Below are 16478 nucleotides of genomic sequence, written 5' to 3'. Positions count from 1 at the left end.
CAAAAGTCAACAATTTACTTTTTCGCCTTCAGGCGGCTCAATGTCTCCTGAGATATGCCCAGATAATCCGCAATGATCTTAGCGGGAAGTCGCTGAATGAGTTCCGGGTTAGTATGGAGTAGCGCATCATAACGAGCTTTTGCGTCTAACGAAATAAAACTTTCGATCCGCTGAATGGACGCAATGTAATCGAGTTCCAGCCCAATTCGATCCATTGTTTCCCAGGCAGGAATAGTCCGGTAGAGCGCCTGCCGATCGTCATAACTCAGCGTGAGCAATTCCGAAGGTTCTGGGCTTTGTACTGACGCCAGTGAAGGTTGTCGAAGAATAAAACTGGGAAACGCCGTTCCAAAACGATTTTCGAATACCAAAAAGCGAGTCGATTCATCCCCTTTCTCATCTGTCAGAAATACCCGCAAACATCCTTTTACTACGAAATAAATATATCGGGCAACGCTTCCTTTGGCTACAAGAATTTCATTCCGCTGAGTGAATTTCGGCTTGAAACAGTTCGTAACGAAGGCTTCCTCCTCGGCTGATAACGTAATTTTTCCGGTAAGAAAGGCTCGCAGGGCAGGGTGCATATAGAGTAGAGTAATTCCTAACCGCTAAATAAAAGCAACTTACTGTTAATATAGTTTTGTCGTTCTGGCTTACGAATAAAGCGTTCTTTATCCAGCAATTCACCAAACACCTTTCCCATGCCTCTAACGAATTATCACCTCTTCGTGGGCCGTTACGACCGTGGCCTGATGGCGTCTGACGCCAACCATTTCGAAATAAAACTCAACACCGGCACTGAGTTTTATCGGATCGCTGTCAATGTCCGTTCGCAGGATGGATCTATGCTGATGGCTTATGTCGATGAGAATTATCAGCATGAATTATGCAATCGTCTGCTGGAATCGTTCCCCGAAAACGGCAATTTTACTATTAACGACACGGCAAAGCGAAAACAATTTGGTCTGGATTTTTTACGGCGAAACATGGTCGGCGATTTCAATAAAATGGTCGTTTTACCCAACAACGCACCCGGACTGGATAATGATCTGGAAGATAAATTGACGTTAGCACTAACTAAATCGAAAGCCGATCCTGCTTCCCGGATTTTTGCGTTCGGGGAACAGTGGCCAAGTACCAATAAGCCTGATAAATACTTTCCTGAAATAAAAGACCAGGGACTGCACGACATCCACATGAATCAGGGCAATCCAACGGGTTCTTTCGATAAAGATAACGGTGTTTTTCAGGATGGGGGTTTGCTGATTTACTATCCAAGTTTAAACCGATGGACAGCTATTCTGCTAGCCTTTCAAACTCAATTCAACACCCTCAATCCGGCTACGCTGCATACCGATGATCAGACTGGTCATCGTATTACCAGCACCTCGGATGGCGGACCAGTCGTAGTCGATACGGAGGTTGATGGTGATGTTGTTATTGTGGCCGCGTTGGTAAATCCGAAAGGAAATGAAGTTGGAAAAGAGAAGGTTATTTTACTGAACACCACCGACGAATCCATATCGTTAAACGGCTGGAAACTGGTTGACAGAAACCGTCATGAATTTTTGATCAACAATGTTACGATCAATGCTACCAGTGCTCTGGACATAACAATTACGGCCAACAGCAATTTCAATTTGGGCAATAAGGGAGGAACCATTTCGCTCCTGAATAGTCAGGGCATTAAGACTAGCGGAGTTCAGTACACAAAGCAACAAGCGCAGGCAGAAGGAAAATTGATTAAGTTTTAATCAAGTATAACCCTATGGGTCAGATGTTTATAGTCATTATGATTCTCTACAGATAGTTGACCATAGGGGGCATACTACTCGCTCTGCATACTTATTTACAACCCAAATGCATACAGAGCAACGAGCCAGGCCATCATGGTTAGTGCATTTCGAACGTAATTCAGATTGATCCATAACATTGCCAGTCGGTTAACGTGTGAGGCTGGAAGCTGATCTGCTTTCAAGAGTTTTATAGCCGTTGGAATAAAAAACGTAAAAGTGCCTAACCGCTCAAGGAGTGTAATGAATACGGCGGCAAGCCACCAGGTATGGATAGGCTGTGGCGAAGACCAGGCGACAAACAGATTAGCCAGGGTGATCAGTGTCAATGGGCCAGTCGTAACAAAGGACCAAAATTTTCTTCCCGGATCGAGTTCGTTCATGAACGTGTTATTGACCTGATAACCAGATAGCGCTGATTTGGAAAGCCACTGAGGAATAGTTAACCTGGCTTCATAAATTCCAGCACCGAAGGCTATACCTAAGTTGATAATTAATAACAGAAGCAAACTCGTTGACAGAGAATCCATAATTGTAGTCAGATAAATACCTGTGTGATTTGAGGCTGCAAACCTATCAGATTGCCTTTCGGAATGCTGACAATCAGGAGTCAACTGGGAAAAGATTGGGATTAATTCAGGAAATCAGGCGATCAAGTTAGTGTCAGTACGATAACCCTCCGACGAAAATTCGTTTTTCGGTGAGAAGACGGATTAGAAAAATCAGATCTTTCGCTTAGAGCATATAGGCAATCTGATCTCTCGAAACGTACATGGAAAGACGACAATTTTTAGCTTCTGTAACGCCCGTTCTCGGCTCGTCGTTGCTATTGAGCAATGCTTCAATTACCCTCGCGAATCAACCAGCTTCCGGAGCAGACTCGCTTACGGTAGGCCAGGTGATGGATCTGATTTTGAAATCGATTCCCAATGCGCCTTTCCCTAAAACGGTTGATACCTTAAAAAGCGGTAGTGCATCCCAGCAGGTTACGGGCATTGTGTCGACCATGTTCGCAACGACGGAAGTGATTCATAAAGCGATTGCGGCTGGCGCTAACTTTATTATCGTCCATGAACCTACCTTTTACAATCACCTCGATGAAACGGATTGGTTACAGCAAAATTCGGTTTTCCGACAGAAATTTGACTTACTGACAAAGCATAATATCGCTGTCTGGCGATTCCACGATTACTGGCATTCGCATCGACCAGACGGCATTCGGACGGGTATGTTATCAGCCTTAGGGTGGACAAATTACATGGATGCATCTAATCCCCAGCTACTGCATATGCCCGCTACGCCCCTTCATCAATTGATTGCTCATGCAAAACAGAAATTGGGAATTAAGCTTGTCCGTGTAGTTGGCGATAAAAATCAGACTTGTCAGAAGGTTTTGTTATTACCGGGTGCGGCTGGTGGGCGTAATCAGATAATGGCGATTGAAAAAGCACAACCAGACGTGGTGTTCTGTGGAGAATCCAGCGAATGGGAAACACCCGAGTATATTCGCGATGCGCGGCAGCAGGGCAAAAAAATATCGCTGGTCGTGTTGGGGCATATAATGAGTGAAGCGGCCGGTATGGAATGGCTGGTTTCCTGGTTAAAACCCCAGGTTCCGGGTATTAAAGTCAGCTACATTCCGTCTGAGAATCCGTTTACGTATGAATAAGTAAAATTTTCACACTCGAAGAAAATTGAGGATTGAATCAGGAGATAAGCACAAGGAATCTGCTTTACCTTTATATTCCCCATTTTTCACTCCTGGTTCAAGTATGTCTCAAGTTATCAATGTTGGTTTAGTAGGGTTTGGATTATCCGGACGATATTTTCACGCACCATTTCTATCGGTCAATCCGCGTTTTCATCTTAAAAAAATTGCCAGTAGCCGGCCAGAGGCTGTTCAGCAATTCAATCCAGCCATTGAATGGGTAGCCACCGCCGACGAACTATTTGCCGATCCGGCAATTGATCTCGTTTTCATTTGCAGCCCCAACGAAACCCATGTTGAATACGCCCGAAAAGCATTAGAAAATGGGAAAAATGTAGTGGTCGAAAAACCGTTTGCGCTTACGGAACAGGAAGCAATCGATTTGCTTGAATTAGCACAACGTCAGGGAAAATTGGCTACAGCCTATCAGAATCGCCGGTGGGACTCTGATTTCTTAACAATTAAACTCTTGTTGAGCGAGGGTGCGCTCGGTACGCTTGTTGACTACGAATGCCGGTACGACCGTTTCTCTCCCGTTCCACCAAACTCACAAAGCTGGAAAGAACAGGCCGGTGTTGGCCGGGGGAATCTCTACAATCTGGGGCCTCACCTACTCGATCAGGCGCTACATCTGTTCGGCAAGCCTAACACCGTGCAGGCAGTTGTTCGGATGAATCGGCCCAACAGCCATGTCTATGATTATTTCGACATTAAATTAGGCTACACAGACAAAGTTGTCCGACTGGAATCCAGCCTAATGATTTATCAGAATCAGCTTCGGTTTAGTCTGCATGGTACAGAAGGATCTTTCCTAAAAGGAGGATTAGATCCGCAGGAAGAACGCTTACGAGTCAATCAACTGCCCGATCAGCCAAGTTGGGGCGAAGAACCGGAAGATCGTTGGGGAACATTGTATCGGGATGGAAAGGCTGAAGTGATTGAGAGTGAGCTAGGCAATTACACCCCTTTTTATGACAACCTCTACGACGTCATTGTAGAGGGCGCCGAACCCGCTATCACACCAGCTGATATTCAACAGCTTGCTCGTGTGATTGATCTGGTACAGGAAAGCAATCGCACACTCCGAACCTTATCGTTTTAATTATCCAGACATTGCTAGGGTTTATCTGTTGTGGTCAAACGTAAGTAAAACTTGACCATTTCCTGGCTACCCTTAACCACCTGACAAACATTCAATCATGACGAAATATCGCTGGCGAATTGTTGGATTATTGTTCGTTGCTACGACAATCAACTACCTGGATCGTCAGGTCATCAGCCTGCTCAAGCCAACCTTAGAGACTATCTTCAACTGGACCGAAACCGATTATAGTCATATTGTCATGGCTTTTCAGGCAGCTTACGCCCTTAGCTACGTTGTTTTTGGCCGACTGATCGATCAAATTGGCGCTAAAGTAGGCTACACATTGGCCGTTTTTATCTGGACAATTGCAGCGGCTCTGCACGCAATTGCAACCAGTACATTCAGTTTTGGAATCTACAGAGCACTACTAGGTTTAGGCGAAGGTGGCAACTTCCCGGCAGCCATAAAAACCGTGGCAGAATGGTTTCCCCGTCATGAACGGGCGCTGGCTACGGGCATTTTCAATGCAGGAACCAATATTGGTGCGGTCGTTGCGCCGATTGCCGTTCCCTGGATTTTAGGCGCATATGGCTGGCAGGTAGCGTTTTTGTTGACAGGATTGATCGGTTTTATCTGGGTGGTTTTCTGGTGGCTTATGTACGAAAGTCCACAACACCACAAAAAGGTATCTGCTCAGGAATTGACTTACATTCAGCAGGATACGAATACAGACACTAATAGCGAACTGGCATCCAATGTACGCTGGATCGATCTACTTCAATACAAGCAAACCTGGGCGTTTATTTTGGGGAAATTATTGACTGATCCAGTCTGGTGGTTCTTTCTGTTCTGGCTTCCCTCCTACTTTGCCGCTTCGTTCAATCTTGACCTGAAAAAACCTAGCCTACCGCTCATTATTGTTTATACAGCCGCTACTATTGGCAGCGTCGGAGGTGGTTATTTATCAGGCTATTTTCTCAATCGAGGTTGGACAATCAACCGTTCCCGCAAAACGGCAATGCTGTTGTATGCACTTTGTATTGTTCCAATCATGCTTACTCGTTATGCAACGTCGATCTGGGAAGTCGTCGGTTTATTAGGTCTGGCCGTTGCAGCACACCAGGCCTGGAGCGCGAATCTGTTTACGCTCGTATCGGATATGTTCCCGAAAGCAGCTATCAGTTCTGTAGTGGGATTAGGCGGGATGGCCGGTTCAGTGGGCGGGCTCCTTTTTCCAATTGTGGTTGGGTCGCTATTAGATACGTATAAACTTGAAGGCAACATTACGACGGGCTATAATTATCTTTTCCTGATATGCGGCAGTGCTTATGTCCTGGCCTGGCTACTGATTCACATCTTTGCTCCTCGTCTTCAACCGATTACATTTTCAGATAGCACGGTCAAAGGTGAGGAGAATTAGCCGTATAGAAACTATTTATTCCCCGATCTACGTCATCCGTTTAGTCATTTACACTCCTTATTTATTCCGCCTTTTTGACTCTGTGGCATTCAGGTACTTTTGATTCATCATTCCAGCAAATCGTTGGATGGGTTTGACTGGAAATGTGGATCGCCTGATTGCCATGAAATTTATTACAACCATCAACTGGGTAACCATCGCAATTGGTATCCTGCTGCTCGCGTATGTGCTCCTGACCAAGAAATCGTTGGGTTCCGATCCGGCAGGGCGCGGTATGGAACAAGCGTTTGCCTTATTTGGCTTGATCTTATTGGTTATCCTGTTGCTGGCCAATTTCCTACCGATCCCCTGGGTACGGGTTGCCATTTTTATCCTACTATGTTTACCCGCTGTCGGAGCCATTTCGCAGCTTATTTCTTCAGCAACCAGCTCATTAACAACCAAGAATCTAAAACAGGACCAGTACACCGGAGCCTATTATTTCACCGACCCCATCCGACGTGAACTCGCCAAGGCAATTGCAAGTCGAGATAGTAATCAAGTAAAAACACTACTTCAATCACCCATTCCTAATCTAAATAATCCGGGTACGGATGGTGTTACACTGCTCGATTTTACGGCGATGGGTGCTATCAGCGCTGCTGATGAACAAGCAACAATTAGTTGTCTTTCGCTGCTGATGGATAAAGGTGTAACTCTCGAAAGTAGCGATCCGAATCATACACCTACGCATGTACTTATCTGCCGAGGTTCTACAACAGGATTATTGGAATGGTTACTGAAGAAGAAAGCGAATCCCAATGCACCCGACCCGACGGCTGAAAATGCGCCTATGCTGTTTTCAACCATGACTGCCTATAATGGGGATCGAGCCGAAAAGATTCGACTGTTGATTGATGCTGGCGCTGATCCAAACAGTCGATTTCCAGCCAGCGCCCGTAGTTGGTTAGCTGGTCATACGGCTTTGCAAGCCGCTGCCCGTCAGGAGTTTTGGGATGTTTGTCAGGTATTGCTTGATAAAGGAGCTGATCCTTCCCTAATCGGGCCACAGCATTTTGTCTTTACTGATTTTGTAGCCCATCAGGTCAACCTAAACACCCAACCGGGTAATCAGTCAGAAGCCTTTGACAGTATGCAGAAAACGCTGGCGAAGGTGCTGGCAAAATCAAACTCTAAGTGATTGGTTGTAAAGATAATCCAAACTGTTCCTGTGTCTGTGTCCTCACAGACGCTTGAGCGTCAGCAAAGATTGCCTACCGGAAAGGCGTCTGTGAGGACACAGACACGAGAGATTTACTTAAAACAGAACTAAAACATAGTTAGCATCTATGAACAAAAAAGCATTTCGTCAGGCTATTAGTCGAAAAGCAATTCGAATGAAGGTGGGCGGTTTTCGACCTTTGGATACGCCTTATGCTTCCTGGTTTGGCAGGGTGCTTTTAGGCCAGCCTGATGAATTGTGGCCACTGTCGAATGGGAAACCGATGCTGCCGTTGTGCCAGATTAATCTTCAGGAATTTCCATTCAAACCCGAACTCGTTCAGGATATAGCGTTTATTACCCTGTTTATTGACGCCGATACAACTCCTGTCTCCGGAAATCCGAATGGAGCAGGCTGGATATTACGAACCTATACTTCTCTCGAGGACCTGATACCAATTGTTCAACCAACTTTCGTTTCAGCAATCAAGCCGTTTCAAATGGCTCCCGAAATCATTGATGCCGATTTTCCGATGCTGGAAGATTGTCCAATTGCCCTCCCCGCTTCTCTGGAAGACGACTACGATGATCTATTTCCCAACACGGATGGGATTAAACTCGGTGGATGGCCAACGCTGATTCAGGGTGAAATTGACTGGCCACCGCTCAATCAACACTCAACAACGCCTACGTTTGCGTTCCAGATTGATAGCGTTGAAAAAGCACACTGGCAGTGGGGCGATAATGGCGTAGCTTATTTTGGCCGAGATTCTGCAATCGGCCAGGAAAGCGAATGGACATTTTCCTGGCAATGCTATTGACCTTTCTGATTACAGTTATGTACTTGCAGCAACTGGCTTTTCTTCCTTCTTCGCGTTTTTCTTCAATTCCTCCAGCCCTTTCTTTCCATAAGCCAGTCGCGTAATACCGACATATAAAACGGGGACGACGAAAATAGCGAGCGACGTTGCCGCCAACATCCCACCCAATACCGTTCGGCCAATCGTAGCGCGTGCTACCCCACCGGCGCCAGTGGCTAAGGCCAAGGGGAATACGCCTAGAATAAAGGCAAGTGATGTCATCAGAATCGGGCGGAGTCGCAATCGAACGGCTTCAAGTGTCGATTCAATCAGGTCTTCGCCTTTGTCCACGCGCTCTTTTGCAAACTCCACAATCAGGATGGCGTTTTTAGCCGCCAGCCCAATCAGTGTGATTAATCCAATCTGCGCGTAAACGTTATTGCTTAAATAGGGGAATAAGATCAGGGCAATAATGGCCCCTAATGCACCGATCGGTACTGATAACAAGACAGAAAATGGAACCGACCAACTTTCATACAGGGCCGCCAAAAAGAGAAATACAAAGCCCACCGACAGCATAAAAATGTAAATCGATGAATTTCCGGCATTGATCTCTTCCCGACTCAATCCACCAAAATCGTACGCATACCCAGCAGGAAGCACTTTTGCGGCTACTTCACGAAGCGCATCATTGGCCTGACTACTACTGAAACCCGGTTTTGCTCCGCCATTCAATTCAACCGACCGGAACAGGTTAAAGTGAGAAATCAACGGCGCGTTTTCAATAACCGTCGTTTTGATAACCGCACTAATTGGCACTAACTGTCCAGACTGATTACGCACATAATAATTGCCCAGATTTTTAACGTCCGTTCGGTACATGGTGTCGGCCTGTGCCACTACCCGGAATTTACGGCCATAAATAATGAAATCATTGACGTACTGACTACCCAGATACGTTTGCATCGTGCGATACACATTGCTGACCGATATACCTAATTTCTTACACTTGTCGCGGTCAACATCGACTCGGTACGCTGGTGTTTTAGCGGTAAAATAAGAGAATGCCCGGCCAATTTCTGGTCGTTGGTTTGCTTCTGCCAGGAAGTTCTGCACCACATTATCGAAAGCCCGTACATCGTCGTTCGTTTCTCGCTGTTGAACCTCGAACGTAAAACCAGAACTTTGCCCTAGTCCTGGAATAGCAGGTGGCTGAATTACCTGCGGCCGGGCATCATTCAGTACCGACAAAGCTCGCTGTAACTTAACCACCAACGAATCGGCCTGCATACCCCGCTCTTTGCGCTCGTCCCAGGGTTTGAGTTGAATAAATACGGTACCACTGTTCGATTTGGACGCAAATGTAACGGCATTCAGACCACCTAAAGCCGAAAAGTGCGCAACGTACGGCTGTGCTTTCAGAATGTCCATCACCTTATTGAGCACCACCAAACTACGAGCCGTTGAAGCGGCTTCAGGAATTTCGTAGGTAACAATCAGCCGCCCTTCGTCTTCAGTAGGAATAAAGCCGGTGGGTTTTGCCCGGAACAAAAGAGCTGTTCCAATGTAAACGACAATCAGGCCGACAACAACCAGCGGAGTCGCTTTGATGAGTCGTTTGACGCTATTGGAATAGGCATTCGTCATCCGCTCGAACACCTGATTAAACTTGTAGAAAAACTTATTAAAGCCCGTTGCTTTTTCATCAATATGCATGGGCCGAAGCAGCATCGTACATAAAGCTGGAGTCAGCGACAACGCTACAAAGGCCGAAATCAAGACCGAAACAGCAATGGTAATAGCAAATTGCTGATACAGTCGCCCGACGATACCCGGAATAAACCCGACCGGCACAAACACAGCCGCCAGGATCAGCGCAATAGCAATAACGGGTGCCGATATTTCGGCCATAGCTGCTCTCGTTGCTTCCTTCGGCGACATTCCTTTGTCAATATTAACCTGGACGGCTTCCACCACCACAATTGCGTCATCGACCACAATACCGATGGCAAGTACAAACGCAAAGAGTGTCAGGGTATTAACAGTAAACCCGAGGGGAACAAATAAGGCAAACGTACCAATAATCGATACCGGAATAGCCAGCAAGGTGATGAGGGTGGCCCGCCAGCTTTGGAGAAATAAAAACACCACCAGTACAACCAGTATAAGCGCTTCCACCAGCGTTTTAACCACCTCCTCAATCGACACTTGAATCACCGATACCGATTCGAATGGCACTACGTAGTTAATGTCTTTGGGGAAGGTCTTTTTCAGATTATCCATCGCAGCATACACGCCTTTTGCCGTTTCCAAGGCATTGCTACCAGGTAATTGATAGACCAGCAGATAAGCCGCTCGGTTACCATCGACAAACGAGTTGCTGGCATACGAGAATTTCCCCAGTTGCACGCGAGCCACGTCGTCCAGATATACCAACGAACCACGGGCGGGGTCGCTGCGAACCACAATCTTCTTAAACTCGTCTTCTTTACTGAGTCGGCTGTTGGTAAAGACGGTATATTCAAATGCCTGTGTAGTTGGTTGCGGGGAGGCTCCTACTGAACCACCCGCGACCTGTAAGTTCTGTTCCTGAAGGGCTGCCACTACATCATCGGGCGTTAGGCCAAGCTGTGCCAGTCGGTCAGGTTTGAGCCAGATCCGCATACTGAAATCATCGGCACGACTAAAAATATCTCCCACACCCGGCACCCGGAGCAGCGCGTCACGGATGTAAATGTTCGCGTAGTTATCTAAAAAGGAAACGTTGTGGGTTTTGTTAGGCGAATAAATCGCGACCAGCATAAATAAGGACGGATTCCGCTTCCGCACGACGACCCCTAATCGGGTAACTTCTTCGGGTAATTGCGGCTGAGCGATACCCACACGGTTCTGTACATCCAGTGCAGCGATGTTCACATCAGTCCCGATTTTGAACGTCACGTTCATGGTCATCCGGCCATCGTTGGTCGCATTAGTTTGAACGTAGTCCATACCGGGCGTACCGTTCACCTGCGTTTCAATGGGCGTAGCAACGGTCTGTTCAACCGTTTGCGCATCCGCTCCTGTATAGGTACCCGTCACCTGTACAACCGGGGGTGTAATGTCAGGATATTGGCTGACAGGCAGGCTTTGTAAAGCCAATATCCCCAGCGCGACAATCACAACGGATATTACAATGGCCGTAACTGGCCGGTTGATGAATGTTTCTGCGAACACGTCTTTTTAGAATTATGAACGATGAGTGATAAACGATGAGTGTGGTTTTTAGCCAGCCCATTCACCACTCATCACTTATCGTTTATCACTAATTTTCACTTTCGCTCCCTCGCGGATTTTCTGCGTTCCTTCGGTTACGATGGTTTCGCCTTCAGACAGGCCGTTTTTCACAATCACTTTATCGTTGATACGAGCGCCGAGGGTTACTTTTTTCTGGCTCACTTTACTGCTATCGCCCACAACAAAGACAAAGTATTCGCTCATTTGCTCCGTTACAGACTGATACGGAATCAGCAGTTGCGGTTCACCCGTACTGTTTTTCACCCGAAGGTTGGCGTTCAGACCCGGTTTCAGTTGCTTGGTCGGATTTGGAAAGGCAATCCGCACGCGCAATGTACCCGTTTGTGGATCGACAGCGCGATCAACGATGCGCACGGAACCCGGATACGTATACGGCTGTCCACTTGGAAGCATCAGAAGAAAGGTTGAATCGCGCGTTACGTTTGGGCTATTCTGTAACTTTAGGAATCGCTGAATCTGTGACTCATCAATCTGCACATCAGCCGAAATGGGGTTATCCGACGAGATCGTATTTAATGGTGTCGATCCTGGAGCAACGGCGGCACCAAGTCGCACTTGCGAAATACCAATAGTCCCATCTAGAGGTGCATAGATCGTGGTATATTTCAGGTTTGTGCTCACCTGCCGAATAGTTGCTTCGGATGCTTCGACCTGCATTTTAGCCGCTTCTAAGGTTGCATTAGCATTATCGACTAATTGCTTGGCAACGGCATCCTGCTGCGCCAACGTGTTGTAGCGATCAGCGTCTTTCTGTGCCCGGTTTAGATTCGCTTTCTGTACGTTGAGGTTTGCAACCGCCTGATCGTATCCGGCCCGATATTGCTGAGGATCAATTGTATAGAGTTTCTGGCCTTTACTAACACGTTGGCCATCCTGAAAAAAGATGCCCGTAATATTACCGGCTACCTGCGGCTGAATTTCAACCTCAAGCAAGGGAGTTACCGTGGCCGGAAATTCATCATAATAGACTGCACTGCCCTTCGTTACTGTCGCAACCGAAACAGCCGTAGGAGGTGGCGGAGCTTGTTGTTGATCCGGCTTTTTACCCCCACAGGCCGTTAGAAAGACCGCCAAACTTACAGTGCTTATAGTTATATACTGCTTCATGTGTTGTGTGATGTTGGGTTTGAGAACCCGACATTTGGTTTGAGATATGTCAGGTTTTAGGGCCCGACATCATATCAATAGTTAATACTGAATAACGCCTAACGATTTTTGCACATCCAGTTTAGAGATTATCACCTGATATAGTGCATTGAACAGGTTCAGTCGGGCGGTTCGCAAGTCGGTTTCGGCAATGGTAACGTCCAGATAAGTTTTTATCCCAGACCGATATTGCAGATTAATGATTCGGTATACGTCTTCCGCCATCGTTAGATTTTCGCGGAGAGCAAGGTAATTGGCCAAGTTGCCTTTATACGTAGCTAATGCCTGCGCATATTCCGCATCGACCGCACTCGTTAAGGAAGCCAGATCCCACTGCAATCGCTGCACTTGCAATTCGGCAATTTTTGTCTGTTGAATACGTCTTCCACCCTGAAAAATGGGCAAGGCAATCGACAAGCCAATCAGTGAATTCGGAAAGACCATCCCAAACAACTGACCAAAGCTGTTATTCTGATATAAGAGGTTGTAGTTACCAAAAGCAGCAACCGATGGCAAATAAGCCCAGCGATTATACCGCACATTCGCGTCCAATAGTCGCCCTTGTGTCAGCAAAAGCTGGTATTCAACTCGATTTTGGGGATTGGCCAATTGAAGTGTATCCAGCGCTAATTCGTTGACTAATTGAATTGTATCGTAGGCAACAGTAAGCTGTGTAGTGGGCGGATAACCCATTGTCTGCTTTAAAGCCTGGTATTTAGCTCCAACCAGATCACGGTATTGTTTCTGCTGAGCACGCGTATTATTGAGCGCGATAGCGGCCCGTTGCGGATCGGTTTTATCGACAATACCACTCTGATATTGATTGGTTGCATCCTGAAGGCTACGCTGTAACCTGGCAATGTCACCACTTAGAATATCGACCTGTCGCTGCGTCAAAATCACGTCGTAAAACGCTTTACTTACATTAACGACGACATCAATTTTATTCCGTACCGTATTCTGTGATGCCTGCACCCGGTACGCATCTGCAGTCTGATTAGCCAACAATAAATCCCGATTAAAGATATTTTGTGTGAGGGATAGAGAAGCCGTTGACGTATTTTTTGCGCCAATCACCCGTGGGACGACCTCTCCGGTTGTTGGGTCAGGAAAGAGCGTTGCTGGTTGTTTCAAATAATGTTGTAATCCGTAGCCAGCCGATATTTGTGGGTACCAGGCCGCTAAACTGCTTTGAACCGTTCGTTCAGCAATTTCCTGATCAATAACCGATTGTCGAACAATGGGTTGATGATTTAGTGCATATTGGATGCAGTCTCCTAAAAATGCTTGTTTCGACAACGAGTCGGTTGTCTTTTGAGAAAATCCATGAATTGATAAAAACCAGCCAACTGAAAAGAGGAAGCCGATAAACGTTTTTTTCATATATCCTGAGGCCCGTAAACCGCCCGTAATAGATAGTCAATGGCGTGTACTACTTTAACAACCCGTCTGAATCCCTATTTTGTTCGTTCATTAATAATAAATTAACGAGCGGCATTAGGCTACTTAAGTAGTTTTATCAAGCGCCTACTAGCGAATTTTCTTGGCTGTTTATAGGTCATAACTAAATCTTGCCCACTAAGGTTAACCGGCAATTGGCCAACCTTTCGTTTGTCAAACCGGGCCAAAGACCGTAATTTCGGGACTTTATCGTAGCGACTAAGCGACATGGCGGAAGTAACGAAGACACCTGAAGAAGAAATTACCGACTCAACTGGCGCACCGGAACGGTCTCTGAATTTTATTGAACAAATCGTAGAAGAAGATTTAGCGGCTGGCAAGAATGATGGACGCATTCATACGCGTTTCCCGCCCGAACCTAATGGCTACTTACATATTGGTCACGCCAAATCCATCTGCCTGAATTTTGGTCTGGCCGATCAGTATGGCGGTCAAACTAACCTCCGTTTCGATGATACCAACCCAGTTACCGAAGACACCGAATATGTTGATTCGATCAAAAACGACGTTCGCTGGCTCGGTTTCAATTGGGAAAACGAATTCTACGCGTCTGATTATTTCGACCAGCTTTACCAATTTGCCGAAACGCTGATCCAGAAAGGATTGGCCTACGTTGACGATTCCACTTCGGAGGAAATTGCCGCTCAGAAAGGAACGCCAACTGAACCCGGTCGCATGAGTCAATACCGGGATCGGAGTGTTGATGAAAATCTCGATTTGTTCCGACGAATGAAGAATCGGGAGTTTCCAGACGGCGCGAAAGTATTGCGAGCTAAAGTCGATATGGCCTCGCCAAACATGCAACTCCGCGATCCAATTATTTACCGGATCAAACACGCGCATCATCATCGAACGGGCGATACCTGGTGCATTTACCCGATGTACGACTTCGCGCATGGACAATCAGACTCGATTGAGCACATTACTCATTCGCTTTGTACGCTCGAATTCGAAGTACACCGGCCCTTATACGACTGGTTTATCGACAAGCTGGATATTTTCCCATCCCGACAAATCGAGTTTGCGCGGCTCAACCTGACTTATACGGTGATGAGCAAACGGAAGCTCAAACTCTTGGTCGAAGAAGGTCACGTGAGTGGTTGGGATGATCCGCGCATGCCGACCATCGCGGGGATTCGTCGGCGCGGCTATACACCTGCCAGCATCCGTGAATTCGCTGACCGAATCGGTATTGCTAAGCGAGATAACCTGATCGATGTAGGTTTGCTGGAGTTCTGCATCCGCGAAGAGTTAAACAAAACAACGCACCGCGTAATGGCCGTTCTCGATGAAAAACCGCTGAAACTGGTCATTACGAATTATGAAGTCGGTCAGGAGGAGATTATGCGGATTGAAAACAATCCCGAAGATCCGGCTGCGGGCGAACGGTCAGTACCGTTTAGTCGGGAAGTGTACATCGAGCGTGACGATTTCATGGAAAACCCGCCAAAGAAATTCTTCCGGCTTTTCCCTGGCGGCATGGTGCGGCTAAAAGGCGCCTATATTATAAAGTGCGACGAAGTCGTAAAAGATAACGCGGGTGAAATTATTGAACTCCGCTGCTCGTACATTCCCGAAAGTCGTAGTGGTTCAGATACGTCGGGAATTAATGTAAAAGGCACGATTCACTGGGTATCTGTACCACACGCCGTAGAAGCCGAAGTACGTCTATATGACCGACTCTTCTCTGTCGAGAATCCAGCCGCTGACGAGCGCGATTTCAAAGAGTTACTCAATCCAAACTCGCTCGAAGTCGTCCGCGCATTCGTCGAACCAGCCTTGGTTGAAGCCGCCCGTTCTGGCGCTCAATCGAACTTCCAGTTCATGCGCAAAGGCTATTTCATCCTCGATTCCGATTCAACAGCCGACAAGCCTGTCTTTAATAGAACAGTAACGTTGAAAGATACTTTCGCGAAAGAAGTGAAGAAGGGGTAAATGCTGGTAGTTAATTTTTTATAAATCGGGTGGCGTTTATAAAATGCCACCCGATTAGTTTAATTATGGTATTAGTATGCCAACACTTTTCCGGTTATTTGGCTTTCGTTTCTTCTACCGGATGTATGACTTAATGAATGAGCCATGCCATGTACATGCAAGTGACGATGGTGTCAAATTATGTAAGTATTGGATTCGAGAAGATGGTAGTTTTGTATTGGCAGATTCTATAAAAATTAAAACAGCTGAGCGAAAGAAAATTGAAAAGGCAATAGTTGACCACACAACTCAGATTAAAGAAACGTATGAGAACGACTGCAAGACCAGAAATACTACCGCCAAACGAGTTAACAAGGGTCGTCAACGCCCCAAATTTGCCGATCTACCTACTTTTATTGGTGTAGAAGTAAAGGTCGATACGATATGGTTTAGTTTGAGTGACGGACGTACGATAATAATTCCGCTAGCTTGGTCTAAATTATTAAGTGAAGCTTCTGTCAAACAGCGGACTAATTTTACAATTAGTGCCTATAATATATTCTGGGACGATATTGATGAAATAATTGGCGTTGAAAATGTGCTGTTCGGCAAGGAACTATATCTGTAAACAATAAGGGTTGATCACAAGATCAAC

At 46.4% G+C, this 16478-nt stretch carries 13 protein-coding genes; 8 read left to right on the top strand and 5 right to left on the bottom strand.

Going from position 1 to position 16478, the window contains the following annotated elements:
* Window positions 1-14: 14 nt before the first annotated feature.
* Window positions 15-584, bottom strand: coding sequence for a Crp/Fnr family transcriptional regulator (locus tag ACYVE4_RS25650; RefSeq protein ID WP_461043137.1), 570 nt, complete (start codon window positions 582-584; stop codon window positions 15-17).
* A 117-nt stretch (window positions 585-701) separates the two neighbouring features.
* Between ACYVE4_RS25650 and ACYVE4_RS25645 the strand changes: the two genes are divergently transcribed.
* The gene (locus ACYVE4_RS25645; RefSeq protein ID WP_461043136.1) at window positions 702-1754 is read left to right on the top strand and encodes a DUF2278 family protein; all 1053 of its coding nucleotides are present in this window, start codon (window positions 702-704) and stop codon (window positions 1752-1754) included.
* A 95-nt stretch (window positions 1755-1849) separates the two neighbouring features.
* On the opposite strand, the gene ACYVE4_RS25640 is transcribed toward ACYVE4_RS25645, so the two are convergent.
* Window positions 1850-2323, bottom strand: coding sequence for a DUF1772 domain-containing protein (locus ACYVE4_RS25640; RefSeq protein ID WP_461043135.1), 474 nt, complete (start codon window positions 2321-2323; stop codon window positions 1850-1852).
* 242 nt (window positions 2324-2565) lie between these two features.
* Here ACYVE4_RS25640 and ACYVE4_RS25635 point away from each other — a divergent pair, with 242 nt between their 5' ends.
* The 5 genes from ACYVE4_RS25635 (at window position 2566) to ACYVE4_RS25615 (ending at window position 8026) form a co-directional block, all read left to right on the top strand.
* Window positions 2566-3462 (top strand): Nif3-like dinuclear metal center hexameric protein, encoded by an 897-nt coding sequence (locus ACYVE4_RS25635; protein WP_461043134.1) that lies wholly within the window; start codon window positions 2566-2568, stop codon window positions 3460-3462.
* Window positions 3463-3565: 103 nt separating this feature from the next.
* Complete coding sequence (locus tag ACYVE4_RS25630; protein WP_461043133.1) at window positions 3566-4603, top strand: Gfo/Idh/MocA family oxidoreductase; 1038 nt, start codon at window positions 3566-3568, stop codon at window positions 4601-4603.
* A gap of 97 nt (window positions 4604-4700) precedes the next feature.
* The gene (locus tag ACYVE4_RS25625) at window positions 4701-6005 is read left to right on the top strand and encodes an MFS transporter (protein WP_461043132.1); all 1305 of its coding nucleotides are present in this window, start codon (window positions 4701-4703) and stop codon (window positions 6003-6005) included.
* A 163-nt stretch (window positions 6006-6168) separates the two neighbouring features.
* Window positions 6169-7185: an ankyrin repeat domain-containing protein gene (locus ACYVE4_RS25620; RefSeq protein ID WP_461043130.1), complete on the top strand. Its 1017-nt coding sequence runs from the start codon at window positions 6169-6171 to the stop codon at window positions 7183-7185.
* A gap of 148 nt (window positions 7186-7333) precedes the next feature.
* The gene (locus tag ACYVE4_RS25615; RefSeq protein WP_461043129.1) at window positions 7334-8026 is read left to right on the top strand and encodes a DUF1963 domain-containing protein; all 693 of its coding nucleotides are present in this window, start codon (window positions 7334-7336) and stop codon (window positions 8024-8026) included.
* Between the two features lie 15 nt (window positions 8027-8041).
* Here the strand turns inward: ACYVE4_RS25615 and ACYVE4_RS25610 are convergent, their stop codons facing one another.
* The 3 genes from ACYVE4_RS25610 to ACYVE4_RS25600 all read right to left on the bottom strand — a co-directional run bounded on the left by ACYVE4_RS25610 (window position 8042) and on the right by ACYVE4_RS25600 (window position 13831).
* The gene (locus tag ACYVE4_RS25610) at window positions 8042-11221 is read right to left on the bottom strand and encodes an efflux RND transporter permease subunit (RefSeq protein ID WP_461043128.1); all 3180 of its coding nucleotides are present in this window, start codon (window positions 11219-11221) and stop codon (window positions 8042-8044) included.
* A 75-nt stretch (window positions 11222-11296) separates the two neighbouring features.
* Window positions 11297-12409 (bottom strand): efflux RND transporter periplasmic adaptor subunit, encoded by a 1113-nt coding sequence (locus ACYVE4_RS25605; protein ID WP_461043127.1) that lies wholly within the window; start codon window positions 12407-12409, stop codon window positions 11297-11299.
* A gap of 81 nt (window positions 12410-12490) precedes the next feature.
* Window positions 12491-13831, bottom strand: a complete 1341-nt coding sequence (locus ACYVE4_RS25600; protein ID WP_461043126.1) for a TolC family protein — start codon at window positions 13829-13831, stop codon at window positions 12491-12493.
* Window positions 13832-14116: 285 nt separating this feature from the next.
* Between ACYVE4_RS25600 and ACYVE4_RS25595 the strand changes: the two genes are divergently transcribed.
* Window positions 14117-15844, top strand: coding sequence for a glutamine--tRNA ligase/YqeY domain fusion protein (locus ACYVE4_RS25595; protein ID WP_461043125.1), 1728 nt, complete (start codon window positions 14117-14119; stop codon window positions 15842-15844).
* A 76-nt stretch (window positions 15845-15920) separates the two neighbouring features.
* Window positions 15921-16451 (top strand): DUF2442 domain-containing protein, encoded by a 531-nt coding sequence (locus tag ACYVE4_RS25590; protein WP_461043124.1) that lies wholly within the window; start codon window positions 15921-15923, stop codon window positions 16449-16451.
* Window positions 16452-16478 lie beyond the last annotated feature (27 nt).

This window comes from Spirosoma harenae (assembly GCF_054776975.1).
Note: the sequence above shows the minus strand (reverse complement) of the source record. Positions and strands in the feature narration are given on the sequence as shown.

Excerpts from the sequence above, each read along its gene's own strand:
- ACYVE4_RS25650 (WP_461043137.1), bottom strand. The coding sequence starts at position 584 with ATGCACCCTGCCCTGCGAGCCTTTCTTACCGGAAAAATTACGTTATCA.
- ACYVE4_RS25645 (WP_461043136.1), top strand. The coding sequence starts at position 702 with ATGCCTCTAACGAATTATCACCTCTTCGTGGGCCGTTACGACCGTGGC.
- ACYVE4_RS25640 (WP_461043135.1), bottom strand. The coding sequence starts at position 2,323 with ATGGATTCTCTGTCAACGAGTTTGCTTCTGTTATTAATTATCAACTTA.
- ACYVE4_RS25635 (WP_461043134.1), top strand. The coding sequence starts at position 2,566 with ATGGAAAGACGACAATTTTTAGCTTCTGTAACGCCCGTTCTCGGCTCG.
- ACYVE4_RS25630 (WP_461043133.1), top strand. The coding sequence starts at position 3,566 with ATGTCTCAAGTTATCAATGTTGGTTTAGTAGGGTTTGGATTATCCGGA.
- ACYVE4_RS25625 (WP_461043132.1), top strand. The coding sequence starts at position 4,701 with ATGACGAAATATCGCTGGCGAATTGTTGGATTATTGTTCGTTGCTACG.
- ACYVE4_RS25620 (WP_461043130.1), top strand. The coding sequence starts at position 6,169 with ATGAAATTTATTACAACCATCAACTGGGTAACCATCGCAATTGGTATC.
- ACYVE4_RS25615 (WP_461043129.1), top strand. The coding sequence starts at position 7,334 with ATGAACAAAAAAGCATTTCGTCAGGCTATTAGTCGAAAAGCAATTCGA.
- ACYVE4_RS25605 (WP_461043127.1), bottom strand. The coding sequence starts at position 12,409 with ATGAAGCAGTATATAACTATAAGCACTGTAAGTTTGGCGGTCTTTCTA.
- ACYVE4_RS25600 (WP_461043126.1), bottom strand. The coding sequence starts at position 13,831 with ATGAAAAAAACGTTTATCGGCTTCCTCTTTTCAGTTGGCTGGTTTTTA.
- ACYVE4_RS25595 (WP_461043125.1), top strand. The coding sequence starts at position 14,117 with ATGGCGGAAGTAACGAAGACACCTGAAGAAGAAATTACCGACTCAACT.
- ACYVE4_RS25590 (WP_461043124.1), top strand. The coding sequence starts at position 15,921 with ATGCCAACACTTTTCCGGTTATTTGGCTTTCGTTTCTTCTACCGGATG.